The organism is Rhizobium sp. FY34 (genome assembly GCF_005222845.1).
In the GTDB taxonomy this organism is placed as follows: Bacteria; Pseudomonadota; Alphaproteobacteria; order Rhizobiales; family Rhizobiaceae; genus Neorhizobium.
The window spans coordinates 265540-291464 of record NZ_STFZ01000006.1; the positions used below are offsets into that span (position 1 = coordinate 265540).

Sequence of the window (25925 nt, forward strand, 5' to 3'; positions counted from 1 at the left end):
CGCGCGATGGTCGCATGGTCACCGGCAGTCGCACGGTGCCGGAAGAAGTGCCGATCGCCTTTTCCTATGGCGGTTCCACTCATGCGGTGATGATGGCGACGCCGGATGATCTGGAGGATTTTGCCGTCGGCTTTTCGCTGGCCGAGGGCATCATCCGTTCAGCCGACGAAATCCTGTCGGTCGATCCGATCGCGGCGGGCGATGGCATAGATTTGCAGGTGGTGCTCAAGGATAGTACGGCCGAGGCGCTGACCAAGCGCCGCCGGCGCATGGCGGGGCCGGTTGGCTGCGGGCTGTGTGGCATCGAATCGATCGAGCAGGCGATGCGTGAAGTGCCGCATGTCTCGGATGGCGGTTTTCGGCTGTCGGCAGCTGAACTGGCCAAGGCCATGGTGCATCTGGGCGATGCGCAGGCCCTCAACCGTGAGACACGCGCCGTGCATGGCGCGGGTTTCTATATTCCGGGCGAGGGGCTTGTCGCGATGCGAGAAGATGTCGGCCGCCACAATGCGCTCGACAAGCTGGTGGGAGCAGTCCTGCTTGGCGGATGGGAGCCTGCCGAGGGTATGGTGGTCGTCACCAGCCGCCTGTCGGTGGAAATGGTGCAGAAGGCCGCCATTCTCGGCAGTTGCATGCTGGCTGCCATTTCAGCACCCACAGCCCTTGCCATCCGCACGGCAAGCCAGGCCGGCATGACGCTGATCGGCATCGTGCGCGGCAATGATTTCGAGATCTTTACCCGCGCCGACCGTTTGATCGCCCAAGGAGGTATTCCCCATGTCGCTTCATCACACGGATGAGAAGCTTGTCCGCATGGCAAACCAGATTGCCACATTCTTTGCCTCGCAGCCGGAAGCGGTGCGGGTGGATGGCGTGGCAACACATATCAACAAGTTCTGGGAGAAGCGCATGCGCCATCGCTTCTTCGAAATGATCGATGCCGGCATTGGCGGCTTTCTGCCGCTGGTCGTGCTTGCATCCGCCAAGATCAAACGCCCGGATGAGGGTGATGATAGCGCTATCGGCCTTGGTGCCGATGCCGCGGAAGGGGCACCGGGCGGCAAGGGAACCGCTGCCGGTGAATCGCTTTCGGAACCGAGCGTTCCGGAAAGCATGGTTTGAGCATGCATTGCCGCCGGCTGTTCTGGTCGGCGTAAAGCACATTTTATGTCCTGACATTCCATAGGGAGGTATTGTCTATGGCAGTTGCAAACGTAACGGGGGGAAGCGTGGCGAGTGCCGGCTTTCTTGATCGAGAACGAATTATCGCAAAACCGGGTTTCAATCGCTGGCTTGTCCCGCCGGCAGCGCTCGCCATTCATCTGTGCATCGGCATGGCCTATGGCTTCAGCGTCTTCTGGCTGCCCTTGAGCCGCGCAATTCCCACAACAGATCCAAGCTGCACCGGCATGACGCTTGCCGGCTCGCTGTTTACCACGGCCTGCAACTGGCGCGTGGCCGATCTCGGTTGGATCTATACGCTGTTCTTCGTGCTGCTTGGCTGTTCGGCGGCCATCTGGGGTGGCTGGCTGGAACGCGTCGGCCCGCGCAAGGCGGGTTTCGTCTCGGCCTGCTGCTGGTGCGGCGGTATTCTCGTGGCCGCGCTCGGCGTCATGTTCCATCAGTTGTGGCTGATGTGGCTTGGGGCTGGCGTCATCGGCGGCATAGGCCTCGGGCTTGGCTATATTTCGCCGGTCTCTACCCTGGTGAAATGGTTCCCGGATCGGCGCGGCATGGCAACCGGCATGGCCATTATGGGCTTTGGCGGCGGTGCAATGATCGGTGCCCCGCTTGCCAACCTGTTGATGACGCATTTCAAGACGGATGTTTCCGTCGGCGTCTGGCAGACCTTTGTCGTCATGGCGCTCATCTATTTCGTCTTCATGATGGGCGGCGCCTTTGGCTATCGCATTCCGCCGGCTGGTTGGCGTCCGGAAGGCTGGACACCGCCTGCTTCCAAGACAGCCATGATCACCCATCGGCATGTGCATCTGAAGAATGCTCACAAGACCCCGCAATTCTGGTTGATCTGGGCCGTGCTCTGCCTCAACGTGTCTGCGGGCATCGGCGTTATCGGCATGGCCTCGCCCATGCTGCAGGAAATCTTTGCCGGCTCTCTCATCGGCATGCCGGGCGTCGCCTTCGCACAGCTTGATGCGGGTCAGAAGGCGCAGATCGCCGCCATCGCGGCGGGTTTCACCGGGCTCCTGTCGCTCTTTAATATCGGCGGTCGCTTCTTCTGGGCGTCGATGTCCGACAAGCTTGGGCGCAAGAACACCTACTTCTGCTTCTTCATCCTCGGCATCGTGCTCTATGCATTGGCACCGACGCTGGCGCTGATGGGCTCGAAGGCATTGTTCGTGCTGGCATTCGGCATCATCCTGTCCATGTATGGCGGCGGCTTTGCCACCATCCCGGCCTATCTTGCCGATATCTTTGGCACGCAATTTGTCGGCGCCATCCACGGACGCCTGCTGACGGCCTGGGCAACAGCGGGCATCGCCGGTCCCTTTGTCGTCAACTATATCCGTGAAGCGCAGATTGCCGCCGGCGTCGCACCGGGACCGGCGCTTTACACCAGCACCATGTATATCCTGGCTGGCATGCTGGCTGTTGGTCTCATTGCCAATGCCTTCGTCAAACCTCTCTCCGACAAGTGGTTCATGCCGGATGCGGAAGTAGCGGCCCTTCAGGCCAAGACGGCTGCGGCTAATGCGGGTCCAACCGGCTCGTTCGGTATCGGCAAGGGCGGGTTTGATGCCAAGGCCGCCATGGCTTGGGCGGTTGTCGGCATCCCGCTTCTCTGGGGCGTCTGGGTAACGATGAAAAACAGCCTGGCGATTTTCGGCTGAAACCTGTGATCGACATCGATTGAACGACGAAAGGCGGCCTTGCGGTCGCCTTTCGCAATTGTCGCCGGTTCTGATCTTGTCAGTTCAGCCAGAGGTGAATGAGGGCGGCCTCCGGCGTTTCGCGCCCGCCATTCTCCACGCCGGTGCTCCACAGGCCGGCACCGGCTGCATAGGCGCCGGGTTCCAGCCCGCCGGCCTCACATTGGCTGACGGCACGGATGCGCTTGCCAGCTTTCACAGCATGACCAAGGGCTGCAATGACCGCAGGGTCATCCATTGCCGTTCCCGATCCGAACACTCTAAGCACTGCGCCATCCAGAACTGAAAGTGCCGCAGAGATCAGATCCGCCGACATGCCGGGGCTCAAGGTCAGGATAGCCAGGCGGCGGGCATCGAAGCGCCGCGAGACAGGTGGCTTTGGCATGTCCTGCACCTGCGTGCGAAAGGCATGCAGGTCGTGGCTGTCATGCTTGACGAGACCGGCCGCCGGCAGCAATTGCCCGGCAAAGGCCAGCGATACATCTGCCGGCTCATCAAGGCGGATCTTGCCCAGGGCCGCATCAATGGCAAGCGCAAGGTTGCCCTCGGCATCGCCGCCGCCGCCCAGCCGGATCATAGAGCCGCAGAGAATCACGCGGCGGTTTTCACCGGCCAGCGCCTGGGAAAGGGCAGCGCCGGTATAGGCCATGGTATCGGTGCCATGGGTGATGATCACCGGCATATCTTCATGTGCGCGCACGGCATCCAGCATGGCGTTCCAATGTTTTGGCCCGACATCGGCACTGTCCAGGAGGGGCAGGAATATCTGTGTAACAAGGGTTGCGCCTGCGGGAAGCCGTTCTGCGACCGCTGCCTCGACCAGGCCTTCCAGTGGCGCAAGCCCGCCCGGACCCTGCGCCATTCCGATCGTTCCGCCGGTGTGGATGAGAAGCAGACGCATGGTGATTTCCCGAACTTCGATCTTTGTCCGTCTGGTAGTCCAGCCGCCGCGGCGGATCAAGAGCAGCGGCTGCTGAGCAACGACAAAGGGCAGCCGCGGTTGCCCGCGCTGCCCTTGCGATATCGATAGACGTGCCTGGCTGATCAGGCCGCCATGTCTTCCAGGTCGCTGCCCTTGAACATCTTGGAAAGGTTCAGGAAGCAGATCATGCCGTTTTCATTGGCGATAATGCCCTCGGAGAAGGACTTGTCGAATGAGGCGGACACTTCCGGAACCGGTTGCACCTGGCTCGAAGGAATGGTCAGGATGTCCGATACGCGGTCGACCAGCATGCCGATGACCATATTATGGACTTCCGCCACGACGATGGCTGAGCGCTCATTGGCCACCGTGCTCTTCATGCCGAGCTTATAGGCAAGGTCAATGATCGGGATGACCGAGCCGCGCAGGTTCATGACGCCGATGACGTCGGCCGGCGCATGCGGAATTGGGGTGGACGGTGCCCAGCCGCGAATTTCGCGGATGGTCGTGGTCTTCACGCAGAATTCCTGATCGTGCAGGCGAAATGCGATGATCTCAAGCGTTTCGCCGCTGAAGCTTGTGGTGGTGATCGTCGTTGCCATCAAAATTCTTCCCAATTCTCCGATGCCTTGACGGCGGTTGCTGCGCCCGAACTGGAACGGGCAACCTTCGCCATGAGTGAGCGTGCCGGGGATGCGATAGGGCGTGCATCGGGTCGCGCAACACTCACAGTAAACGAAGAGTGTTTCTCAAAGCTGAATCGCCCGATCAATGTGCGCAGGGCATCCGCTTCATTGGCCAGACTATGGCTGGCGGCGGAGGATTCCTCCACCATGGCCGCATTCTGCTGCGTATTCTGATCCATCAGATTGATGGCCTTGTTGATTTCCTTGAGAGCAACCGCTTGCTCGCGGCTGGCTTCGACGATGGCGTTGACGTTCTGGTTGATCTCCGCCACTTCCGTGATGATCGATTGCAGTGCCGTACCCGTCTGACCGACCAGCGAGACGCCGTTCAGCACCTGCTGTGTCGAGGTATTGATCAGCGCCTTGATTTCCTTGGCAGCTTTGGCGGAACGTTGAGCCAACTCGCGTACTTCCTGGGCCACCACGGCAAAGCCCTTGCCGGCTTCGCCCGCGCGCGCGGCTTCGACACCTGCGTTCAAGGCCAGAAGATTGGTCTGGAAAGCGATTTCGTCGATCACGGTAATGATGTTGGAAATTTCGCCGGCAGAATTTTCGATCTGGCTCATGGCGGAAATGGCATTGGTCACCACCTCGCCGGATCTGGTCGCACCGGCTGTCGTGCGTGCCACCAGATTGCCGGCCTCTTCGGCGCGCTTGGCGCTGGTTGCAACGGTCTGGGTGATTTCGTCAAGGGCTGCGGCCGTTTCCTCAACGGTGGCGGCCTGTTGCTCCGTGCGCTTGGCCAGGCTGTCGGACGACTGACGGATCTGGGTGGAGCCTGAGGCGATCGCCGTCGCATTGCGACCGACGATCTCCATCGCATCGCGCAGCGTTTCCAGCGCCGCATTGAAATCTGTGCGGATCTTTTCGAGTGCGGGGATGAAAGGCTGGGTGATGCGGAAGTTCAGGTCGCCTTGCGACAGCGCATTCAATCCGGCGCCGATAGCGGCCACGGCCTGCACACGCTGTGTGATGTCGGTTGCAAATTTCACGACCTTGAAAACGCGTCCCTCGCTATCGAGGATCGGATTATACGAGGCTTGGATCCAGGCAACCTTGCCGCCCTTGCCGATCCGCTTGAATTCGGAGGTAATGGCTTCGCCGCCTGAAAGCTTGCGCCAGAATTGCGCATAGTCCGGGCTGTCGCGGAAGGAGGGCTCGCAGAACATGCTGTGATGCTTGCCTTGCACTTCAGACAAGCTATAGCCCAGACAATCGAGGAAATTCTGGTTGGCGGTCAGGATGTCGCCCTTTGGCGTAAATTCGATGACGGCCTGGGTTCGGGAAATCGCTGCGATTTTGCCGGCATCTTCCATGGATTTCAATTTGGCAGCGGTGATATCCGTAGCGATCTTGACGATCTTCACCACCGTGGAACCGGACATGACCGGATTGTAGGAGGCCTGGATCCAGACTTCCTTGCCATCCTTGCCGAGCCGCATATATTCGGCGGCCTGAAATTCGCCGCGACCTAGGCGTGCCCAGAAGGCCTTGTATTCATCCGAGCGGGCATAGTCCGGCGCGCAAAACATGCTGTGATGTCGGCCTTGCACTTCGCCGAGGCTGTAGCCCATGGGCTTACAGAAGTTTTCATTGGCCGTCAGGATTTTGCCTGCCGTGTCAAACTCGATCATGGCCTGCGAACGGCTCAGTGCAGCCAGCGTTGCCTTTGCGCCAGCTGTACCCAGTATGCTCAATCCCATCATTTTCCCCAGTCCTTAATGGCGAAGCGAAGACGGCAGTCTGTCTGCGTCTACGTGCTTGCTCGGCACTTGAGTCGAAGAATAGGAGCCAATGATTAAAATTCTGGCGATATCTAATATAGCTTAAGGTTGTGAAATTGTGCCTTTATGAGCATCTTCTGTGCAACGGCGCGTTTCAGGTTGTGCTCGTGCCGTGGATCGATACCGGACGAATGAAAACGGTCTCAATATTCCTTTTCGTAAAAGATACCGCCCGAACCGCCATCGGTTCCAGCCGAGCCTTTCAGCTTCACGCCGCGCCCGATATCGAGGTTGATCGTGGCCCGCGCGCCGCCGCTTTTACCGCCCTGTTCCAGCTGAAAATAGGTCCGGTTGTTGATGTAGCGGCCGACGGAAACACTCGTCTGTCCCGTCTCGTCGGTGTTGATGTCGAGGTCATCGACACCAAGATTTGCTCGCAATGTCTGGATCAGCGAGGTGTCGCCGCCGCCGGCAAGCTGGCTTGCCGCATCCGCCAGCTGGGCGATCTGCAATGGCGAAAGCCGTGCCATGGATTGGCCGAAGATCAGCTGTGCCAGAACCTCGTCCTGCGGCAGGGCGGGCGACGAGGAAAACGAGATCTGCGGATCGTTGGCAATGCCTGACACATTGATATTGATCGTTGTCTGGCCCGACGATGTCGATGCGACCATGTCGAGAAGCGGGATGAGGCTGCCGCCGAAGGTGATCTTGCCCGTGGTGAAATCCAGCCGCTTGGTGAGAATGATGATACGACCGCGGCGCATCTGGAATGCACCCGTCACATCGGGTTCGACTGTTGAGCCGCGAATGCCGAGCGCCCCGCCGAGTTCCGCATCAATGCCACGACCACGCACGAAGATACCATTGGGTGCATTGAGCCGCAGATCGAGATTGATACCGGTTCGCGCACCCGTTCCGCCCTTCGGCTGCAGACTTGCCAGAAGTGCCAGCACATCCGCGGGCGCGTTGCGGTGCTTCACGTCGATTTCCGCCAGCGATGCGGGAATTTTGGCCGGCACCGTGATATCGGCTCGCACCAGCGTCACGCTGCCGCCAAGCGTCGGTCCGGCCAGTAAGGGCCCGGTCACGGTCAGTGCGCCGTTCACCGTGGCGGTGACCAGCGTGCCATCGACATAAGTGGCATTGTTGAGCACGATGCGCAGATCGGCGGCATAGTCCGCGCCAATGCCGATCGATCCGTCAATCGACAGGCTGCCGCCGGTCGAGACCTGCGCCGTCAGGTTGGAAATTGTTGCGCGGTCGCGGTTGAATGTCACCGAAGCATTGATGGCATTGAGGGCGAGGTTGCGCTGAACATCGATCAGCCGTGCGCCGGCAGTCGATGCGGTGCCGCTCACAAGCGGAGCGGCTGCCGTTCCACCCACCGTGATATTCACATTGGCGCTGCCGTTCAGAACCAGTCCCTGGCCAGACAGCTGGGTTGCTGCGAGCGCAAAGGGAAGGCCGCCCTCTATCCGCAGGTCAAGCGGCAGAGAGCCTGTCAGTCCCACCGAACCGCTGCCGGCAAGAGCAAGGCCAGCGACCCCGCTCAAACGGGTTTCAAAGCGGACCTGGCTGTCCTGCAATGTTCCATTGGTGACAATGGTGAAAGGCGCAAGTCCTGCCGAGCGGGTCTGGGCGAGTTCCGCACCGCTCCATGTCAGGTCGAAGCGCTGCCCGGATGCGGCGCCGGGAAGGGGTGAGACCTTGCCGGTGATTTGGCCGCTGGCGCCAAGGCCCGGCATGAAGGCATTGGCAAGGCTTGCCGGCAAGGCGTTGATGCTGGCGCTGAGGCTCGGAAGTGGGCCGGCCTCGCCGCCGATCACCACATGGCCACTGGCATCGAGCGACAGGCCCTGAGGGCCGCGCAACCGGGTGTCGCCAAGAGTGAGGCGGCCATTCTCGAAACTGCCGGCGGCCTTCAGTACCAGTCCGCTGATGCCGGCATCGCCTTGGCGGCGAATGACGCCATCGGCCCATTGCAGATCATAGCGTACCGCCGGTGCTGCCAGCGTGCCGCCCACACTGGCTGATCCGGTCACCGTGCCGCCCGTCTGGATGCCGGAAAGGAATGCGCCGGCAAGGCTTGCGGGCAGGGAGCCGATATTGGCCGTCAGGTTGAGCGCACGTTCTCCAGCAAGGCCTACCGAGCCCTTGGCGGAGGCGGATAATCCAGAGGGGCCCGTCAGCCCCAGCTGTTCCAGCGTCAGCGTGCCGCCGGATAGGCTGCCGCGCGCTTCCAGCGACAGACCTGAAAGGCCGGCGCTCAGCGTCTGGCGGGTCTGTACGTTCTGCCAGCTAAGATCAAAGCGCGTGGCGGGCGCCTCTGGCGAACCCGTGGACGAAATGCTGCCAGAAATCACGCCGCCGGCATTGAGGTCCGGCACGAAACTATTGGCGAGATTGGCGGGCAGAGCGGCAATCGTGGCATTCAGATCCAGCACCGGGGCTTGCGGCCCGGCCAGGATCACGCGGCCTTTGGCCGTCAGCGACAGGCCGGAGGGATCGCTCAGCCGGGTTTCCTCAAGCGTCAGAATGCCCTGGTCGAATGTGCCGCGCGCCAGAAGATCAAGCGCGTTCACGCCGGCTTCACGGCTCTTAGCCGTGGCGGCATCGGTTGCGGTGATATCGTAGCGCAGCACAGGTGCGCCAAGGGTGCCACTTGCGGCAATGTTGCCGGCCAGCGTGCCGCTCGCCTTCAGGTCCGGGCGGGCAATGTCGGCCAGCTGTGCCGGCAAGTGGGCAAATTCCGCCGTCACATTCAGCGGTTGATCAGTGCTCACGCCGATTGTGCCCCGCGCATTCAGCGAAAGCCCCTGCGATCCCTGAAGGCCAAGCGTCTCCAGCGTTACGACCTGATCGGCAAATCGCCCGGTGGCGGTGGCAGATAGCCCATCTATCCCGGCGCTGCGGGTTGCTTCCACCGAGGCATTCGCCCAGTCGAGCTTGAAATCGGCCAGCGGTGCGACAAGCGGGCCGGAGGCGGAGAGCGCGCCCGATAGTGTGCCGCTTGCGCCAAGACCTGGACGCAGAGCATTGAGAAGGCTTGCCGGTATGGAGGCAAGGTCTGCCTGCAGCGTCACGGGCCGCCCCTCGGCCAGAGACAGCGAGCCATTGGCCTTGGCGGATAGCCCGTCTTTGCCGGTCAGCGTAAAATTGCTGACGCTCAGAAGTTCGTTTTCGAAGCGTCCGACAAGACTGGCGGTCAGGTTGTCAACGCCTGCCGTACGGGTCTGCGCAGTCGAGGCACTCGACAGCGCGAGGATGAAATCCGCCACCGGCGCGGTTGTGGTCCCCGTCAGTCTCGCGGTGGCGCGCAGCATGCCGCGCATATCGAGGTCCGGTCGGAAGCGATTGGCAAGAGAAGCCGGCAGCGCATCGATCTCGGCTGTCAGATCGAGCCTTTGCGGATTGATCGTTGAGACGGTACCGGAGGCCGAGGCGGAAATGCCGTCCTCATTGCGCAGTGTCATCTGCGTCAGGGTCAACAGATTGTTTTCGAAGCGACCCTGTGCGGCAAGCGCCAGAGGCTTCAGGCCTTGCGCTCTGGTTTGCGCCACCTGTGCGCCTTCCCATTCCAGGCTGTAGCGGGCAACCGGCGCGGATGTGGCGCCGCCAAGGGTCACCACGCCACCGACCAAACCTTCGGTGCCGAGTTTATCCACAAAACTATTGGCGAGTGCGGCGGGAAGTTCGCTGATGCGCACACCGACATTCAACTGCTCGGCAGCGCTTCCCTCGGCCACTATCGTGCCGCCACCGGCGCGCAGGGTGATCGTGCCCAGATCGGTGCGGCCATTGGCCATGCGAATGCGGGTTGGACTGGCCAGATCTACATTGATCCCGGCGGGCTTGGCGGTGAAGCGATCGAGCGCAAGGATCATCCCGGCCGGATCGGTGCGATCGAGACTGCCGGTCAGACCCAGCGGTGCGCCGGAATACTGGGCGACAAGATCAAAGCCGGTCTTGGCGCCGGTCTGCGTTATGGTCAGCGCCACATCGCTGATCTGCTGCGCACCGATGGAAATCTCGGCGGCCCGGATCGTGCCATTGACGTTGAGCGCCAGAACATTGCTGCTGGCAAGGTCGACCACCGGGTTTTTGAGCGTGGCGCCCGAAGCCGTTACCGATTGGCCGTCGGCATTGATTTTTGCCGACAAAATGCCTGCGTCATTTGAAAGCTCCATCCTGCCTTTGAGGTCGCCGCTCGCCTGCTGGCCGGCAAGGGTTGCAAGAAGGCCAAGATCGGGCAGTTCAAAAGTAAAACTGCCGCGTGGCAGAAAAGCATCCGACAAGGCGACCGCACCTGTCACCCGATTGGCGCCGGCCTCGATCAATATTTCCGGCAGGGAGATCAGCCCATCCACTTGCTGCGCCTGGGTTCGGATGTGAAGCGGCTTGCCATCCACACGGCCGGTGGCTTCCATGGTCGCCTGTGGCCTGCCGGCTGGCAGCGTGCCTGCAAGCTTGATGCTGATGCCTTCCAGAACGCGGCCGTTGAAGCGCAGGTCGGCGGCGTTGATCGCGGCGGTAACGCCCGGGTTTTCCACGGGGCCGGAAACGGTCATGTCATAGCCGACGGCGCCCTTGGCGTCGGGCCGCAGGCGGCCGATATCTCCAATGCGGCCGGCCAGATGGGCGTCGAGCTTGCCGCCATCCAGCAGCAGATTGCCATGGCCCTCGATGAGGTTGGATTTCATCACCAGGTTTTCAAGGCTCATGCGGCCGCCAATCACGGCGTCCACATAGCCTTCAAGGCCGATCATATCGGTAAAATAGCGGCCAGCTTCGGGCGGAAGTCCATCGGGGCTCAGCGATAGGCGCAGATTGCCCTTCACCGATTGCTGGGCGAGATTATAGGCGCCGCTGATCGTGCCGGATGCATTGCCGCTTTCAAACGTTGCCGCATCAAGGCCGATTGCCGGCAAAGCCAGCCGGATCGGTGCGTCGAGCCGGATCGGCCCTTCGATCAGCCGGTCGATATCCGGATTGACGAAACTGGCATTGGCAGCGCTCAGCCGCGTGCGGATGCTGCCGGCGCGCTGCACCAGGTTCAGGTCTTCGCTTTCGGCCTGCAGGCGCACCTGTTCAAAGCGCGCGTCCAGGGCCGATAGAGTGCGAAGCGCAGCCGTTGCGTTGAACCGCGAGGATTCCGCCGGGCCGGTCAAAGTGAAATTTAGGTTGTCGAGCGATACGCGAACAGGCGTGCCTTCCATGGGCCAGTCGATGGCGACCGCGCCATTGGTTGCCGTGGCACTGCCCGTCAGGCTGTTGTCGCCGGAGGGATCAAGCGCGCCGGATGCCGCCAGCCGGATTGCGCCGGTCACAAATTCGCCGGTGCGGATCTCGATGCGTCCGGAGGGCGCCACGAGCGCGCCGATATTGAAATCGGTTCGCCCGGCAAACAGTGGTCGCAGGGTCTGCGGCATCAGATCGGTCAGCTGGCCACCACCCTTGATTTCAAGGCGATGCGCACCCTCAGGCGTCAGCGTATGCCGGCCATCGACGCTGATCACCGGTTGGCCGTCCACCGTTGCCCGAATCTGGCCGGACCAGCTGGATAGCGGCCCCTGTCCATCCAGAGCAAGGGCAAGCGCCGGGGCGCCGGGCAGGCGCAGCAACCGCGCCAACAATCCGCCCTGCGGCTCTGCCACAAGCGCTTGAAGTTTCAGCTCGTTCTGTCCCGGCGCATAGACGAGATCGGCGCTTGCCAGTGCATTCGGCGTATCCTTGCGGTGCGTCGAAAGCTTCAGCGCCACCCGCTCGTCGGTAGCATCCACCGAGCCTTCCGCCGTCATCTCGAAGCGGCGACCGGTCAGCGCCGGGGCAAGGTCGATATCGGGCAGGTGGAAGGCGTCAATTTCGATGGCCAGTGGCAGGGAAAATCCGCTCGCCGTCTGCTGTTTGTCCGCCGGCGGCTGCACGGCTTCAGTCACCGGACGGCGGTTGACCATCAGACCGCCAATATCGATGCGATCGGCATGGAAGGTTCCGCGCAGCAGCGCAAGCGGCGACCAGTCAACGGAAATGTCGCGCGCTTCGGCATATTGTCCCTGGCTATCGGACAGGCGGACCTGATCGATCTTCAGGTTTCCGGTCAGGAGACCTTTCGGCGCTGATAGTGCGACCTGCTGGCCGGGCCCGGACAGCAGGGACGAGACCAGGCTGCCGACAACGCGGTTGCCGACCGGAACAAAGCCAAGGAAGAGCAGGACGGCCATCAACAGGGCAAGCAGCATCGCCGTCACGGCAAGCGTGACGCGCAGAACCCCTGTCTTCGGCCGGGACGGTGATGTCATGAACGCAGGTTCACCCTTGGCTGTTTTGCGGACTTGATTATCCTGATCTTCGTTTGCGCGCGACATCAGAATGATTGTCCGATGCCGGCATAGATACCGTATGCACTGCCGTCGTCATAGCGGTCCAGTGGCACCGCCACATCGAGCCGCAAGGGACCGAAAGGCGTGGCATAGCGCAGGCCTATACCGGCGCCCATGCGGATATCGGAGAAATTCGGCACGATTCCGGTCGACACGGTACCCATGTCAAAAAACGGCACCACTCCGACCTTTTCCGTGACTTTCACCCGCGCCTCAAAAGATGCGATCGTATAGGATTTTCCCCCCAGAGCCTCGTTCTCGCCATTGTAGGGCGAAATCTCGCGATAGGCATAGCCGCGCACCGATCCGCCGCCACCGGCATAAAAGCGTCTTGTGGTCGGAATGTCCGCAACACTGTCTGCGCCGACAATTGTTCCAGCACCAAGTCGTGCCGCCAGCACCAGCCGGTCTTCCTCGCCCCAACCCAGATAGCCGGAAATCGATCCCTCGAAAGAGGAAAAAACTGTGCCGCGCTCGAATTCGTAGCTCGGCTGGGCCGACAAAAGCGCGCGGTAGCCTTGCGTCGGTTCCAGCTTGTTGTCGCGGGCGTCTCTTTCGAAGGAAAGGGGTGTCGAGAAGGTCAGGTAGTCATTGCGCCCGAACGCATCATCGGCGCGCACGAAGGCCAGTTCCACGCCACCTTTCACGGTATCCTGGTCGCTCAGCTCATAGGAGAGCGTCGTCAGCGCCGTGATGGAATCGGCTGTGAATGCATCGGGTGTTTCGCGCTGCACCTGGAGGCTGGCATCCATCGTGATGCGCGGCAAGAAGGCGCCGGGCTTTGAAAAGAAGATGCCCGCCGAATAGTCGAAGGTCGTGTAATCGGTCGTGGCACCAATGCCGGACACCTTGCCTTCGATGCGCAGCGATTCCGCTTCGCCGAACAGGTTGCGATGGCCCCAGTAGCCGGAGAGGCCAGCACCATCGATCGAGGAGAAGTCGGCACCTGCGCCGAAATAGCGGAACTTGCCTTCCGAAATCTCGATGGTCAGCGGCAGCGTGCCATCGGCGGCCAGCGCGTCAGCTTCCCGGATCGTTACGCTGGAGAAGACACCGAGTTCGCGCAAACGCTCGCCCGCCTTCTTCAGCTGGTCGGGCGAGTAGCGCTGCTGTTCGTCGAGCCTTGAATAGCGGCGGATGAAATCTTCTTCGACCGCCCGGTTGCCCTTGACGCTGACGGCACCAATCGAGGCGACAGGTCCGCTTCTGGCCGCATAGGTGACCGAAACCGTGTTCGTCGCATGATCTGCCACGACATTGCGGGAGGTCAGTTCGGCCAGCGGTCGCCCTTGTGCCTTGAGGTCGCGGACAATGCGTTCACCGGCCTGGATCAGTTTGACGGAACCTGCGGCACTGCCGGATTTCAAATCGTAATCGTCCGGGTTGAGGCCTTTTGCATCGCCTTCCAGCGTCACGCTTCCGAGCGTGAAATTCGGGCCGGCTTCCACCGTCACGGTGACGGGAACCGGGCTGTTGTGGTCGAAAACCGGGTTCGGCGGCAGCTGATCAAGATCCGTTCCGCCGATGCTGATGCGCACCACGCCACCATAATGGGCTTCTTCATAGAGTACGGCAACCAGCCTTTCGCGGTCCTCGCGAGCCTTGACCACCAGTCCCAGATCGCCGGAGACCGGCTGACCCTTGTCGGCAACCAGCGCCGTGGTGGTTTCCAGCCGCTCCCGCAGCTCGCCTTTGTCGCCCTTTATGTCGAGGATGGCATCGTATCGCACCGGATTGATCACCTCTGCCGTCTCTTCCTCTGTCTCGAACAGGGTCAGGCCGAAGATCTTCAGGGCATAGGCATCCGGGGCGTAGCCCGGAAAGACCGCCAGGGTCACGGCGAGAGCAACAGCAACGCCGGATTTTCGATGGGCGAATGCGTCTTTCGGGCCGGGCATATCATTGCTCGTACTCAGTGTGTCGTTCCCACCCTGCGGGCTACATCGCCCTGCTCAACACGTCACTAATATAATCACATATCAGCTCTCTTGGTACACCCATTGTGTCACATATGCGATAAAATGGCCCCGGCAATACCGCCGGAGCCTCTTTGGCGCGATTGTCAGCCTGTGCCGTTGCTCTATCAGCGTGGGCAGCTATCGACATAGCGGCGACCGTAGCGGTCACGATAATAGCACTGGCCGGGCTGTTCGGCGACGGAGCCGATCACGGCGCCAGATATACCGCCGATGGCAGCACCCACGGCTGCGCCACGAACGTTACCAGTGGCAAGGCCGCCGATGATGGCGCCAGCGCCGGCACCGATGCCAGCACCCTTTTCCGTCTGCGTGCAGCCTGCCATCGTCAGGCCTACCAACATAAACATCAAAGCTTTCTTCATTACTCTCTCCACTGTTTTCCATGAGCCTGGGCCGCTTCGAAGCCGGTCCCTCCTCGTCCGCGGCTCTCAAGGGTACTCCGCGCGCGAGGAGAATAAGATTCCGTCTTCGGAAGTCCATATGCACATCTGCGCTTTTTCTTAACAAAATGGCAATCTGATGCTTGACCATTTATGCCGCCAAGAAAAAGACCAGTTGATCCCCCGGAAAAAAAGGCAAATGATGGATCTGTGTTTGAGGAGACACAGGCCCTTGCCAGGGCTCCAGGGAGGACAAAAATGGCGAAAGTGACATTGACGGTGAATGGCCGGGCGATGGCGGGAGAGTGCGATGATCGCACGCTTCTCGTACATTTCATCCGGGACAGGCTGGGTCTGACCGGCACGCATGTGGGCTGCGATACGACCCAGTGCGGCGCTTGCGTTGTGCACATGGATGGCAAATCGGTCAAAAGTTGTTCCATCCTGGCGGTACAGGCATCAGGCTCCACCGTCACGACGATCGAGGGCCTTGCCGTTCAGGGCGAATTGCATCCGGTCCAGGCCGCTTTCAACCAGCATCACGGCCTGCAATGCGGCTTCTGCACGCCCGGCATGGTGATGACCGCCGTCGATATGATTGCCCGCCATGGCGGCCAGCTGGACGAGGCCACCGTGCGCCAGGAGCTGGAAGGCAATATCTGTCGGTGCACCGGCTACCACAACATCGTCAAGGCGGTGCTGTCGGCCAATGAACAGATGCATGGTGCACAGCGCCAGGCCGCCGAATAAGGCATCGGCAGTAGCCACCGGGCAATCGTCTGACGGCGCCTGCGCCGTCGCTTGCCCTCGCTATTGCCGATTGCCCTTTGCCTAATCCCTATTTCTCTGGAGGAAATGAACATGGGTATGGAAGGTATTGGTGCACGCGTCACCCGCAAGGAAGACAAGCGCTTCCTCACCGGCAAAGGCCGCTACACCGACGATATGGTCGTGCCGGGCATGAAGCACGCCTTCTTCGTGCGCAGCCCGCACGCACATGCCAGGATCACCGGCATTGATGCGTCAGTAGCGCTGGGCATGCCGGGCGTTATCGCCGTGCTGGAAGGCAAGCAGTTGCAGGCCGATGGTATCGGCAATCTCATCTGCGGCTGGATGGTCCATTCCAAGGATGGCACGCCGATGAAAATGGGTGCCTGGCGTCCGCTGGCCATCGATACCGTGCGCTATGTCGGCGATGCGGTGGCGATCGTCGTGGCCGACAGTGCAGCCGAGGCGCGCGATGCCGCCGAAGCGGTGATGGTCGATTACGATGAACTGCCAGCGGTCACCACCTCGCTTGCAGCGCTTGGCGCCGATGCGCCGCAGATCCATCCGGAAGCGCCGGGCAATCTCATCTTCGACTGGCAGATCGGTGATCCGGCAGCCACCGATGCGGCCATTGCAGCGGCTGCCCATGTCATCGAGATCGATATCCTCAACAACCGCCTGTCGCCAAACCCGATGGAGCCGCGCGCCACGCTCGGCATTTATGACGAGGCGGAAGATCACTTCACCTGCTATACGACCAGCCAGAATCCGCATGTCGCGCGTCTGGTGATGAGCGCCTTCTATAATGTCGCCCCGGAAAACAAGCTGCGGGTGATTGCGCCGGATGTCGGCGGCGGCTTCGGCTCGAAGATCTATATCTATCCGGAAGAAATCGTCTGTCTCTGGGCGTCGAAGAAAACCGGCGTGCCGGTCAAGTGGACGTCCGACCGCACGGAAGCCTTTCTGACCGATGCGCATGGCCGCGACCATGTATCGACGGTGAAGATGGCCTTCGACAAGGATCACCGCATTACCGGGCTGAAGGTGGATACGGTCGCCAATCTCGGCGCCTATATGTCGCTCTTTTCGTCGGCGGTGCCGACCTATCTCTATGCCACGCTTCTGTCTGGCCAATATGCCATTCCGGCCATCCACGCCAATGTCCGCACCGTCTATACCAATACGGTGCCGGTCGATGCCTATCGCGGGGCAGGGCGGCCGGAAGCGACCTATCTTCTGGAACGCACGATCGAAACGGCAGCCCGAGAACTGGGCATTTCTCCGGTCGAGCTTCGCCGCAAGAACTTCATCCGCACCTTCCCCTATCAGACGCCGGTGATCATGACCTATGACGCCGGCGACTATGAAGCCTCGCTGTCTGCCGCCATGCAGGCGGCGGATTGGGATGGCTTTCCGGCCCGCCGGGCGCAGTCTGAAGCGCGTGGCATGAAACGCGGCATCGGTATGAGCTGTTATATCGAAGCCTGCGGCATCGCGCCCTCCCAGGCGGTCGGCTCGCTTGGTGCCGGCGTCGGCCTTTGGGAATCGGCGGAGGTGCGGGTGAATGCCGTTGGCACGATCGAAGTGCTCACCGGCTCGCACAGCCATGGCCAGGGCCATGAGACAACTTTTGCCCAGCTGGTGGCGGATCGTCTCGGCGTGCCGATCGCCAGTGTCAACATTGTGCATGGCGATACCGACAAGGTGCAGATGGGCATGGGCACCTATGGGTCCCGCTCCGGTGCCGTCGGCATGTCGGCGGTCGTCAAGGCGCTCGACAAGGTGGAGATGAAGGCAAAGAAGATCGCTGCCCATCTGATGGAGGCCGATGAGGCCGATATCGTCATCGAAAACGGTGATGTGAAAGTGGCCGGCACCGACAAGAGCCTTCCCTGGTTCCAGGTGGCGCTGGCCGCCTATACCGCGCACAATCTTCCCTCCGGCATGGAGCCGGGCCTGAAGGAAAGCGCCTTCTACGATCCCTCCAACTTCACCTTTCCGGCGGGCTGCTACATTGCAGAGGTCGAGATCGATCCGGAAACCGGCAAGACCGAGATCCTGCAGTTTGTCGCAGCCGATGATTTCGGCAATATCATCAACCCGATGATTGTCGAAGGCCAGGTGCATGGCGGGCTGGCGCAGGGCATTGGTCAGGCGCTGCTGGAAGAGGTGCGCTATGACGAAAACAATGGCCAGCTTCTGACGGCAAGCTACATGGATTATGCCATGCCGCGGGCGGACGATCTTCCCTCCTTCTCGCTGTCGCACCAGAACACGCCCTGTCCCGGCAATCCGCTCGGCATCAAGGGTTGCGGCGAGGCGGGTGCCATCGGTTCGCCGCCGGCGCTGATGAATGCCATCACCGATGCCATCGGCATCAATACGCTCTCCATGCCTGCCACGCCGCTCAAGGTGTGGAGCGCGCTGCAGGCTGTGCAGATGCGTCAGGCTGCCGAATAAGGGCTCAAGAAGGGAAGGAGACAGACAATGTATGCCACCAGCTACCATCGTACGTCCTCGGTTGACGAAGCCGTCAACCTGCGCGCCTCACAGGATGAGGGGCGTTATATTTCCGGCGGCATGACGCTGATTGCGACGATGAAACAGCGGCTTGCTGCGCCATCGGACCTGATCGACCTGCGCCATATCGCCGGCCTCAAGGGCATTACCGTCAAAGGCCGCACGGTGCGCATCGGGGCAGCAACCCCGCATGCCGATGTCGCCTCGTCGGTAGAGATCCGCGCCCTGTGTCCCGCCATCTGCAATCTGGCGGGCATGATTGGTGATCCGCATGTGCGCCATATGGGCACGATCGGCGGATCCGTGGCCAATAATGATCCGGCAGCCGATTATCCCTCGGCCGTGCTGGCGCTGAATGCCACCATCATCACCGATCGGCGCGAGATCCCGGCCGATGAATTCTTCCAAGGCATGTTCGAGACGGCGCTGCAGGATACGGAAATTCTCACCGCCATCCGTTTCGAGGCGCCGGACAAGGCAGGCTATGCCAAATTTGCCAATCCGGCCTCACGCTATGCGCTGACCGGGGTGTTTGTGGCAAAGACGGCATCCGGCGTGCGTGTGGCGGTCACCGGCGCTGGTTCTGGCGGTGTCTTTCGCGTGCCGGAGATGGAGGCCGCACTTGGTGCATCCTATCTGCCCGAATCAGTCGCCGGCATCTCCGTCGATCCGGGCCTGTTGATGGAAGATATGCATGCAACAGCCGAATATCGCGCCAATCTGGTGCGGGTCATGGCCAAGCGAGCGGTTCAATCCTCTCTTTGACAGTCACAGAAGGCAGCTTGGGCGGCGTCAGCCGCCCATTTTTTTGTCAATCTTGATGTGAATCAACTTTCTCTTATCGTTGAGTTCATAAATTCAAATTGGAATAGTTCAAAAAATTGGGCCAAATGCCGCAGTTGGGACGCAATCATGCCTGCCGGGGTTGACGCGGCGGCGTGCAGAACCCAAAAAACAGTGCAGGTTCTGGAGTGTAGACATGGATTTCGAGGCATTTTTCAAGGGCGAGCTGGACAGCCTTCATGCGGAAGGCCGTTACCGCGTGTTCGCCGATCTCGAACGTCACCGTGGGCAGTTTCCGCGCGCGACGCGTCACACCCCGGAAGGCAAACGCGATGTCACCGTCTGGTGTTCCAATGATTATCTCGGGATGGGCCAGAATCCTGCCGTGATCGACGCGATGAAAGAGGCGATCGATCACTGTGGCGCGGGTGCGGGAGGCACCCGGAATATTTCTGGCACCACCCATTACCATGTTCTTCTGGAGCAGGAACTTGCCGATCTGCACGGCAAGGAAGCCGCCCTTATCTTCACCTCCGGCTATGTTTCGAACTGGGCGACGCTTGGCACGCTTGGCCAGAAGATCCCCGGTCTCATCATCTTTTCCGATGCGCTCAACCACGCCTCGATGATCGAAGGCATTCGTCATGGCAAGTGCGAGCGCGTCATCTGGAAGCATAACGATCTCCACGATCTGGAAGCCAAGTTGAAGGCTGCCGATCCCAAGGCGCCGAAGATGATTGCCTTCGAGAGCGTCTATTCCATGGATGGCGATATCTCGCCGATCAAGGAAATCTGTGATCTCGCCGATAAATATGGCGCGATGACCTATCTCGACGAAGTGCATGCGGTGGGCATGTATGGTCCGCGCGGCGGCGGCATTGCCGAACGCGAAGGCCTGATGGACCGCATCACCATCATCGAAGGCACGCTCGGCAAGGCTTTCGGTGTGATGGGCGGTTATATCACCGGTTCGCATGCGGTCTGCGATTTCATCCGCTCGTTTTCCTCGGGCTTCATCTTCACCACCGCACTGCCGCCGGCGCTGGCCGCCGGTGCCGTGGCTTCCATCCGTCACCTGAAGAACAGCCCCTTCGAGCGTGCCCGTCATCAGGACCGCGTGCGCAAGCTGCGGGCCTCGCTCGATGCGCGCGGCATTCCGCATATGGTAAACCCCAGCCATATCGTGCCGGTCATGGTGGGCGATGCGGCCAAGTGCAAATGGATCTCGGACCTGCTGCTCGACCATTCGGATGTCTATGTGCAGCCGATCAACTATCCGACCGTGCCGCGCAAGACGGAGCGCCTGCGCATCACGCCGACGCCGCTGCATTCGGATGCCGATATCGAGCATCTGGTCGGTGCCCTGCACCAGCTCTGGTCGCGTTGTGCACTGGCGCGGGCAGTTGCCTGATCCGTCACACAGGTGCTGATTTTCAAAAGCGGATCGCGGCAACGCGGTCCGCTTTTTCGTTGAGGCCTATGGATTTACATAATCCTATACGGCACGATCGAACGGTTGTCGTGGTCCACGGCGAGCCGGCTTTTCAGCGGCGGCATGGCGCGCTGCGGACAGTTTGGTCGTTCGCAGATTCGGCAGGAAATGCCGATCGGCTCGAAGGCGGCGCGGTTGGCAAGATCGAGGTCATCGGCATAAACGAAGCTGTCGGCATAGGAAATCTCGCAGCCAAGTGCCAGGGCGTAGCGTGGTTGGACCGCGTGGAAGCCGCCGCTGCCCTTGGTGATCTGCGTCGCAAGACAGAGATAGCGCACGCCGTCCGGCGTTTCGGCCAATTGGCGGATAATGCGCCCCGGCATTTCGAAAGCCTGATGCACATTCCACAAGGGGCAGGCGGCGCCGAAGCGGGCAAATTGCAGCTTGGCCGCGCTGTGGCGCTTGGTAATATTGCCGGCGCGGTCCACACGGGCAAAGAAGATCGGAACGCCCTTTTGTCCCGGTCTTTGAAGCGTGCTGAGCCGATGGCAGATTTGCTCTATGCTTGCGCCGAAATGCCCCGATAGAAGTTCGAGGTCGTGGCGCAAGTCGCGGGCGCGTTTCAGGAAGGCCTCATAGGGCAGCAGCAAGGCGCCGGCAAAATAATTCTGCAACCCGATACGGCAGATTTCCGTGGCCTCGGCTGCACGAAACCCCGCCTCGCGGGCAATGCGGTCAATCACATCGGCGGCGTAGAGTTGAGCAATCTGCAACGCCATCTGGAAATCGCGCGTGGCGGGCGTCGCATAGGCATTCAGCGAAAGCCTGCGTGTCGCTGGCGCATAGCTGCGGATCAAGTCATCCTTCAGCACGGCCCGCTCAACGGTCACGCCGAAACGGACGGACAGGAAATGCTGGAGCGCCCCATGGTTCTCGCCGCCGCCAAGGGAAAGCTCTGCGGCCAGTTTCTCCGCCATCACATCCAGGTCATGGATGTAATTGTCGACGAAGTGGAAATAGTCGCGCACCTCGTCATAGGGTGTGGCTTCCGAAAGCGCTGCGCGTCCCAGCCTGTCGTCCATGCTCGCCAGCTGCTCGCTGGCGCGGCGATAGGCCTGATGCGCGGCAATCAGCGCATGGGCCATGCCGGGGGCATTTTGCGTGACAAGCTTCAATTCCTGAAGATTGGCGGTGTAGCCATGGAATAGCGGATCGGTCAGTGCTTCCGAAAGGGCCGAGAGAAGCCGGTCACCCTCGCCGGTGGAAAGCTCGCCGATGCCGATGCCGAATGTTTCTGCCAGCGCCAGCAGCACGGAGGCCGAGACCGGGCGCTGGTTGTTCTCGATCTGGTTGAGATAGCTGGTGGAAATGCCGATCCGTTCGGCAAATTGCGCCTGGGTGGCGCGCACGCCATCGCGCAGTTCCCGCACCTTGCGTCCGATATAAAGCTTGCCGATCGCCATGTTCGCAACTTTGCAAAATACACTTTGCAGATTTATAACTTACACATTGCCACCTATTCAACGAAAATCCATGTTTCGCCTGTCGCTTCAACGCGATACAACAGCGACAAAGCATTTTCAGGGAGGCGGCATGCGCGCAGTTTTGGCAGAAGTGGAAGCGCGGCGGGCGCAGGCCCGTCTGGGCGGCGGCCAGAAGCGGATCGATGCCCAGCATGCCAAGGGCAAGCTGACGGCGCGCGAGCGCATCGATGTGCTGCTCGATGAAGGCTCCTTTGAAGAATACGACATGTATGTCACGCATCGCTGCGTCGATTTCGGCATGGCGGAACAGCAGGTGGCAGGCGATGGGGTCGTTACCGGCTGGGGCACGATCAATGGCCGTCAGGTCTATGTGTTTTCCCAGGATTTTACCGTGCTCGGCGGTTCGCTGTCGGAAACCCATGCGCAGAAGATCTGCAAGATCATGGATATGGCCGTGCGGGTTGGTGCGCCGGTGATCGGGCTGAATGACAGCGGCGGCGCGCGTATCCAGGAAGGCGTTGCATCGCTGGCCGGCTATGCGGAAGTCTTTCGCCGCAATGCGGAAGCCTCGGGCGTCATTCCGCAGATCTCCGTCATCATGGGGCCCTGTGCCGGCGGTGCCGTCTATTCGCCGGCCATGACCGATTTCATCTTCATGGTGCGTGACTCATCCTACATGTTCGTCACCGGTCCGGATGTGGTGAAGACGGTGACCAACGAGATCGTCACGGCGGAGGAACTCGGCGGCGCCTCCACCCATACGAAAAAATCCTCTGTGGCCGATGCGGCCTACGAGAACGACGTGGAGACGCTGGAGGCGGTGCGCCAGCTGTTTGATTTCCTACCCTTGAACAATCGCGAAAAGCCGCCAGTGCGGCCTTTCTTCGACGATCCGGCGCGCCTTGAAATGCGTCTCGACAGCCTGATCCCGGATAGTGCCGCCAAGCCCTATGACATGAAGGAACTGATCCACGCGATTGCCGACGAGGGCGATTTCTTCGAGATCCAGGAAGCCTTTGCCCGCAATATCATCACCGGCTATATCCGGCTGGAAGGCCAGACGGTTGGCGTCGTGGCCAACCAGCCGATGGTGCTGGCCGGTTGCCTCGATATCGATGCCTCGCGCAAGGCGGCCCGTTTCGTGCGCTTCTGCGATGCCTTTTCCATCCCGATCCTGACGCTGGTGGATGTGCCCGGCTTTCTGCCCGGTGTGGCGCAGGAATATGGCGGTGTCATCAAGCATGGTGCCAAGCTGCTGTTTGCCTATTCGGAGGCGACCGTGCCGATGGTGACGCTGATCACCCGCAAGGCCTATGGCGGTGCCTATGATGTGATGGCCTCGAAACATATTGGCGCAGACGTCAACTATGCCTGGCCGACGGCCGAGATCGCGGTCATGGGCGCCAAGGGCGCCACCGAAATTCTCTACCGCTCCGAACTGGGCGATGCCGACAAGATCGCCGAGCGCACCCGTGAATATGAGGAGCGGTTTGCCAATCCTTTCGTGGCAGCTGAGCGCGGCTTCATCGATGAGGTGATCATGCCGCATTCATCGCGCCGCCGCATTGCTCGCGCTTTTGCAAGCCTTCGCAACAAGCAGGTGACGACGCACTGGAAGAAGCACGATACGATTCCGCTGTGAGGGCAGGGCGATGCCGAAGGTCTTCGAATGGAAGGGCTGGCGGTTCGAGTTCTACAGTCTTGACCGGGATGAGCCGCCTCACATCCATATCCGCAAGGACCGAAAGGAAACCAAGGTCTGGCTGGAGCGTCTGGCCATCGCACGCAACCAGCGTTGCACGGATCAGGAACTCAACGCCTTGCTGAATGTGGTAGAAGACCATCGGGATGAATTTCTGGAGAAGTGGCATGAACACTTTGGAAATTGAACATGAGCTGCTCGAGCCCATCCGTGCCTACTGCACGGAGGTTTCGCTCTTGGTTGAACTTGCCGACGGTGCGATGCTGGTGACCCCGTTGTGGTGGTATCCGCCTCTTCTGGCGGCGGGACCGGAGGCGCGCAACAAGATCGAGCTGTCGCCTTATGGTGTCCACTGGCCAGATCTCGATGAGGACCTGAGCGTGGAGGGAATGCTGAAGGGAAAAAGATATCCCGGCGCAAAACCTCCGGCAGAGGCGGCCGAATGAGTTTGAGCCGCGCATAAAAAATGACGCCCGGCCTGCGGCGGCGGCAATCTGGTTCCTATATCCGGATTGGCCCGCCACTGCGCCGGGTTCTAGAACAAGGACAGAATTTTATGACCGACGCCAAATTTCCGCCCGAAAACAATTTGCCTGCCGGCTACCAGCCGCCAAAAGTATGGACCTGGGAGCCCGGTAATGGCGGCGCATTCGCCAGCATCAACCGGCCGATTGCCGGGCCGACGCAGGACAAGGAACTGCCGGTCGGCAACCATCCGTTGCAGCTTTATTCGCTCGGAACACCGAACGGCGTGAAGGTGACAATCCTGCTGGAAGAGCTTTTGGCGGCCGGTCATTCCGGTGCCGAATACGATGCCTGGCTGATCAATATCGGCAAGGGAGACCAGTTCGGTTCGGGCTTCGTCGAGGTAAACCCCAATTCCAAGATCCCAGCCTTGATGGACCATCAGCCGAAGGATGGGGGCAAGCCGCTGAGAGTGTTCGAATCCGCCTCGATCCTCACCTATCTCGCTGAAAAGTTCGGCGCTTTCCTGCCGACGGAGCTTCGTGCCCGCACCGAAGCGGTGAACTGGCTGTTCTGGCAGATGGGGTCTGCCCCCTTTCTCGGCGGCGGTTTCGGCCATTTTTACGCCTATGCGCCGATCAAGATCCAATATGCCATTGATCGCTATGCCATGGAGGTCAAGCGGCAGATGGATGTGTTGAACCGGCATCTGGCCGATCATGAATTCATGGCCGGCAGCGTCTACACGATTGCCGATATGGCGATCTGGCCCTGGTATGGAAGGCTGGCGCTGAAGGATGCCTATAATGATGCCGGAGATTTTCTCTCCGTCGATGAATACGAGCATGTGCAGCGCTGGACACGCCAGGTCGGCGAGCGGCCAGGCGTCAAGCGCGGCGCCATGGTCAACCGCACATCCGGTGATCCCTCCACCCAGTTGCGCGAGCGTCACGAAGCACAAGACTTCGAGACTAAGACGCAGGACAAGATCGCCAAGGCTTGAAGGAATACAGCATGGCCAACGCGCCCGACATGATCAAACATCGCGGCTTTCCCTCCGGCATGCCGGGCACCGGCGTGCAGTTCACCATCCGCCGGGCCAATGGCAAGGGCGCCACGCCCATCAAGGCCATACCGCGCAAGGCACGGCCCGGCACCAAGGAGCACCGCATTGATGCGGCCTTCCTGCATGCCCTTTGGCACCAGTTCGGCGATGAGCCTTTCGAGCGCGGCAATCTTGATGCCGCCCGGCTGAACCTGTTGTTCGGGCGCGAAGTGGTGGCGGTTGATAGAAGCTTTGATCCCACCTCCTATGAGGCCCTGCTGCAGATAGACGAGCGGGTGGCGAGGCAGAATTTTCCGGAATCCTTCGATGATGTGTTCGAGGTGTGATGCCATGTGGAAGCCCCTGATGAGATCGGAACAGTCCTGATGGCAAAAATCCCTGAAATGCCCAAGCATCGCGGCTTTCCCGCAGGCCTTCTGGGCACGCAGTGGCAATTCACGCTACGCCGCGCCAATTCCAAGGTCACCAAGCTCACCTCCATGCCTCGTCACCGCACCATGGATCCGACGGTGGCGCTGGCTGATATCGGCTTCGTGCAGGCGCTCTGGCAGCATTTCGGGGCAGAGCCTTTCGAGCGCGGCAATCTGGATGGCGAGCGTCTCTGCCGCCTGTTCGGGCGCGAATTGCTGGTCGCCGAGCGCGGGTTTGATCCGCAATCCTATTTTGCCAAGCTGAAGCTGAATGAAGCGCTGGCCCGCAAGAATTTTCCGGCCGCCTTTGAAGAGATGGGGGAGGGTTGACGT

At 60.7% G+C, this 25925-nt stretch carries 20 protein-coding genes; 13 read left to right on the forward strand and 7 right to left on the reverse strand.

Annotated features, from left to right (window positions below; all coding sequences use genetic code 11):
• The first annotated feature begins 14 nt into the window (after positions 1-14).
• From fdhD to E8M77_RS04575, 3 genes are all read left to right on the forward strand, one after another.
• On the forward strand, positions 15-800 hold the full coding sequence (gene fdhD, locus E8M77_RS04565; protein WP_348639895.1) for a formate dehydrogenase accessory sulfurtransferase FdhD: 786 nt from the start codon (positions 15-17) through the stop codon (positions 798-800).
• Positions 778-1122, forward strand: coding sequence for a formate dehydrogenase subunit delta (locus E8M77_RS04570; protein WP_137129430.1), 345 nt, complete (start codon positions 778-780; stop codon positions 1120-1122). The genes fdhD and E8M77_RS04570 overlap by 23 nt, the downstream gene beginning before the upstream one ends.
• Positions 1123-1199: 77 nt before the next feature.
• A complete protein-coding gene (locus E8M77_RS04575) occupies positions 1200-2852 on the forward strand; it encodes an OFA family MFS transporter (RefSeq protein ID WP_137129431.1) in 1653 nt (550 codons plus the stop codon).
• A gap of 79 nt (positions 2853-2931) precedes the next feature.
• On the opposite strand, the gene E8M77_RS04580 is transcribed toward E8M77_RS04575, so the two are convergent.
• From E8M77_RS04580 to E8M77_RS04605, 6 genes are all read right to left on the reverse strand, one after another.
• Positions 2932-3792: an asparaginase domain-containing protein gene (locus E8M77_RS04580; protein ID WP_137129432.1), complete on the reverse strand. Its 861-nt coding sequence runs from the start codon at positions 3790-3792 to the stop codon at positions 2932-2934.
• Positions 3793-3935: 143 nt separating this feature from the next.
• Positions 3936-4415 (reverse strand): chemotaxis protein CheW, encoded by a 480-nt coding sequence (locus E8M77_RS04585; RefSeq protein ID WP_137129433.1) that lies wholly within the window; start codon positions 4413-4415, stop codon positions 3936-3938.
• Positions 4415-6205 carry a PAS domain-containing methyl-accepting chemotaxis protein gene (locus E8M77_RS04590; RefSeq protein WP_137129434.1) on the reverse strand — a complete coding sequence of 597 codons (1791 nt, stop codon included), beginning with the start codon at positions 6203-6205 and terminating at the stop codon, positions 4415-4417. Before E8M77_RS04590 ends, E8M77_RS04585 begins: the two co-directional genes overlap by 1 nt.
• Before the next feature lie 221 nt (positions 6206-6426).
• Positions 6427-12522, reverse strand: coding sequence for a translocation/assembly module TamB domain-containing protein (locus tag E8M77_RS04595; protein WP_170975742.1), 6096 nt, complete (start codon positions 12520-12522; stop codon positions 6427-6429).
• Between the two features lie 65 nt (positions 12523-12587).
• A complete protein-coding gene (locus E8M77_RS04600; RefSeq protein ID WP_137129436.1) occupies positions 12588-14501 on the reverse strand; it encodes an autotransporter assembly complex family protein in 1914 nt (637 codons plus the stop codon).
• Positions 14502-14686: 185 nt separating this feature from the next.
• Positions 14687-14944, reverse strand: coding sequence for a glycine zipper domain-containing protein (locus tag E8M77_RS04605; protein ID WP_137129437.1), 258 nt, complete (start codon positions 14942-14944; stop codon positions 14687-14689).
• Between the two features lie 276 nt (positions 14945-15220).
• Between E8M77_RS04605 and E8M77_RS04610 the strand changes: the two genes are divergently transcribed.
• The 4 genes from E8M77_RS04610 to hemA all read left to right on the forward strand — a co-directional run bounded on the left by E8M77_RS04610 (position 15221) and on the right by hemA (position 20444).
• Complete coding sequence (locus E8M77_RS04610) at positions 15221-15712, forward strand: (2Fe-2S)-binding protein (protein ID WP_137129438.1); 492 nt, start codon at positions 15221-15223, stop codon at positions 15710-15712.
• Between the two features lie 111 nt (positions 15713-15823).
• Positions 15824-18190, forward strand: coding sequence for a xanthine dehydrogenase family protein molybdopterin-binding subunit (locus E8M77_RS04615; RefSeq protein ID WP_137129439.1), 2367 nt, complete (start codon positions 15824-15826; stop codon positions 18188-18190).
• A 27-nt stretch (positions 18191-18217) separates the two neighbouring features.
• Positions 18218-19015, forward strand: a complete 798-nt coding sequence (locus tag E8M77_RS04620; RefSeq protein ID WP_137129440.1) for a xanthine dehydrogenase family protein subunit M — start codon at positions 18218-18220, stop codon at positions 19013-19015.
• Between the two features lie 214 nt (positions 19016-19229).
• Complete coding sequence (gene hemA, locus E8M77_RS04625) at positions 19230-20444, forward strand: 5-aminolevulinate synthase (protein WP_137129441.1); 1215 nt, start codon at positions 19230-19232, stop codon at positions 20442-20444.
• 74 nt (positions 20445-20518) lie between these two features.
• Here the strand turns inward: hemA and E8M77_RS04630 are convergent, their stop codons facing one another.
• The gene (locus E8M77_RS04630) at positions 20519-21928 is read right to left on the reverse strand and encodes an XRE family transcriptional regulator (protein WP_137129442.1); all 1410 of its coding nucleotides are present in this window, start codon (positions 21926-21928) and stop codon (positions 20519-20521) included.
• Positions 21929-22058: 130 nt separating this feature from the next.
• On the opposite strand from E8M77_RS04630, the gene E8M77_RS04635 reads away from it, so the two are divergent.
• The 6 genes from E8M77_RS04635 (at position 22059) to E8M77_RS04660 (ending at position 25922) form a co-directional block, all read left to right on the forward strand.
• Positions 22059-23591, forward strand: coding sequence for an acyl-CoA carboxylase subunit beta (locus E8M77_RS04635; protein ID WP_137129443.1), 1533 nt, complete (start codon positions 22059-22061; stop codon positions 23589-23591).
• A 10-nt stretch (positions 23592-23601) separates the two neighbouring features.
• Positions 23602-23838, forward strand: a complete 237-nt coding sequence (locus E8M77_RS04640) for a DUF4160 domain-containing protein (RefSeq protein ID WP_137129444.1) — start codon at positions 23602-23604, stop codon at positions 23836-23838.
• Positions 23819-24097: a DUF2442 domain-containing protein gene (locus E8M77_RS04645; RefSeq protein WP_137129445.1), complete on the forward strand. Its 279-nt coding sequence runs from the start codon at positions 23819-23821 to the stop codon at positions 24095-24097. The genes E8M77_RS04640 and E8M77_RS04645 overlap by 20 nt, the downstream gene beginning before the upstream one ends.
• Positions 24098-24207: 110 nt before the next feature.
• Positions 24208-25119: a glutathione-dependent disulfide-bond oxidoreductase gene (yghU, locus tag E8M77_RS04650; RefSeq protein WP_137129446.1), complete on the forward strand. Its 912-nt coding sequence runs from the start codon at positions 24208-24210 to the stop codon at positions 25117-25119.
• An 11-nt stretch (positions 25120-25130) separates the two neighbouring features.
• On the forward strand, positions 25131-25508 hold the full coding sequence (locus tag E8M77_RS04655) for a hypothetical protein (RefSeq protein ID WP_137129447.1): 378 nt from the start codon (positions 25131-25133) through the stop codon (positions 25506-25508).
• A gap of 39 nt (positions 25509-25547) precedes the next feature.
• Positions 25548-25922 carry a hypothetical protein gene (locus tag E8M77_RS04660; RefSeq protein WP_137129448.1) on the forward strand — a complete coding sequence of 125 codons (375 nt, stop codon included), beginning with the start codon at positions 25548-25550 and terminating at the stop codon, positions 25920-25922.
• The last annotated feature ends 3 nt before the right edge of the window (positions 25923-25925 follow it).

Bases quoted from the DNA above. Each gene is read 5' to 3' on its own strand.
- fdhD (WP_348639895.1), top strand. From the start codon at position 15: ATGGTCACCGGCAGTCGCACGGTGCCGGAAGAAGTGCCGATCGCCTTT.
- E8M77_RS04570 (WP_137129430.1), top strand. From the start codon at position 778: ATGTCGCTTCATCACACGGATGAGAAGCTTGTCCGCATGGCAAACCAG.
- E8M77_RS04575 (WP_137129431.1), top strand. From the start codon at position 1,200: ATGGCAGTTGCAAACGTAACGGGGGGAAGCGTGGCGAGTGCCGGCTTT.
- E8M77_RS04580 (WP_137129432.1), bottom strand. From the start codon at position 3,792: ATGCGTCTGCTTCTCATCCACACCGGCGGAACGATCGGAATGGCGCAG.
- E8M77_RS04585 (WP_137129433.1), bottom strand. From the start codon at position 4,415: ATGGCAACGACGATCACCACCACAAGCTTCAGCGGCGAAACGCTTGAG.
- E8M77_RS04590 (WP_137129434.1), bottom strand. From the start codon at position 6,205: ATGATGGGATTGAGCATACTGGGTACAGCTGGCGCAAAGGCAACGCTG.
- E8M77_RS04595 (WP_170975742.1), bottom strand. From the start codon at position 12,522: ATGACATCACCGTCCCGGCCGAAGACAGGGGTTCTGCGCGTCACGCTT.
- E8M77_RS04600 (WP_137129436.1), bottom strand. From the start codon at position 14,501: ATGCCCGGCCCGAAAGACGCATTCGCCCATCGAAAATCCGGCGTTGCT.
- E8M77_RS04605 (WP_137129437.1), bottom strand. From the start codon at position 14,944: ATGAAGAAAGCTTTGATGTTTATGTTGGTAGGCCTGACGATGGCAGGC.
- E8M77_RS04610 (WP_137129438.1), top strand. From the start codon at position 15,221: ATGGCGAAAGTGACATTGACGGTGAATGGCCGGGCGATGGCGGGAGAG.
- E8M77_RS04615 (WP_137129439.1), top strand. From the start codon at position 15,824: ATGGGTATGGAAGGTATTGGTGCACGCGTCACCCGCAAGGAAGACAAG.
- E8M77_RS04620 (WP_137129440.1), top strand. From the start codon at position 18,218: ATGTATGCCACCAGCTACCATCGTACGTCCTCGGTTGACGAAGCCGTC.
- hemA (WP_137129441.1), top strand. From the start codon at position 19,230: ATGGATTTCGAGGCATTTTTCAAGGGCGAGCTGGACAGCCTTCATGCG.
- E8M77_RS04630 (WP_137129442.1), bottom strand. From the start codon at position 21,928: ATGGCGATCGGCAAGCTTTATATCGGACGCAAGGTGCGGGAACTGCGC.
- E8M77_RS04635 (WP_137129443.1), top strand. From the start codon at position 22,059: ATGCGCGCAGTTTTGGCAGAAGTGGAAGCGCGGCGGGCGCAGGCCCGT.
- E8M77_RS04640 (WP_137129444.1), top strand. From the start codon at position 23,602: ATGCCGAAGGTCTTCGAATGGAAGGGCTGGCGGTTCGAGTTCTACAGT.
- E8M77_RS04645 (WP_137129445.1), top strand. From the start codon at position 23,819: ATGAACACTTTGGAAATTGAACATGAGCTGCTCGAGCCCATCCGTGCC.
- yghU (WP_137129446.1), top strand. From the start codon at position 24,208: ATGACCGACGCCAAATTTCCGCCCGAAAACAATTTGCCTGCCGGCTAC.
- E8M77_RS04655 (WP_137129447.1), top strand. From the start codon at position 25,131: ATGGCCAACGCGCCCGACATGATCAAACATCGCGGCTTTCCCTCCGGC.
- E8M77_RS04660 (WP_137129448.1), top strand. From the start codon at position 25,548: ATGGCAAAAATCCCTGAAATGCCCAAGCATCGCGGCTTTCCCGCAGGC.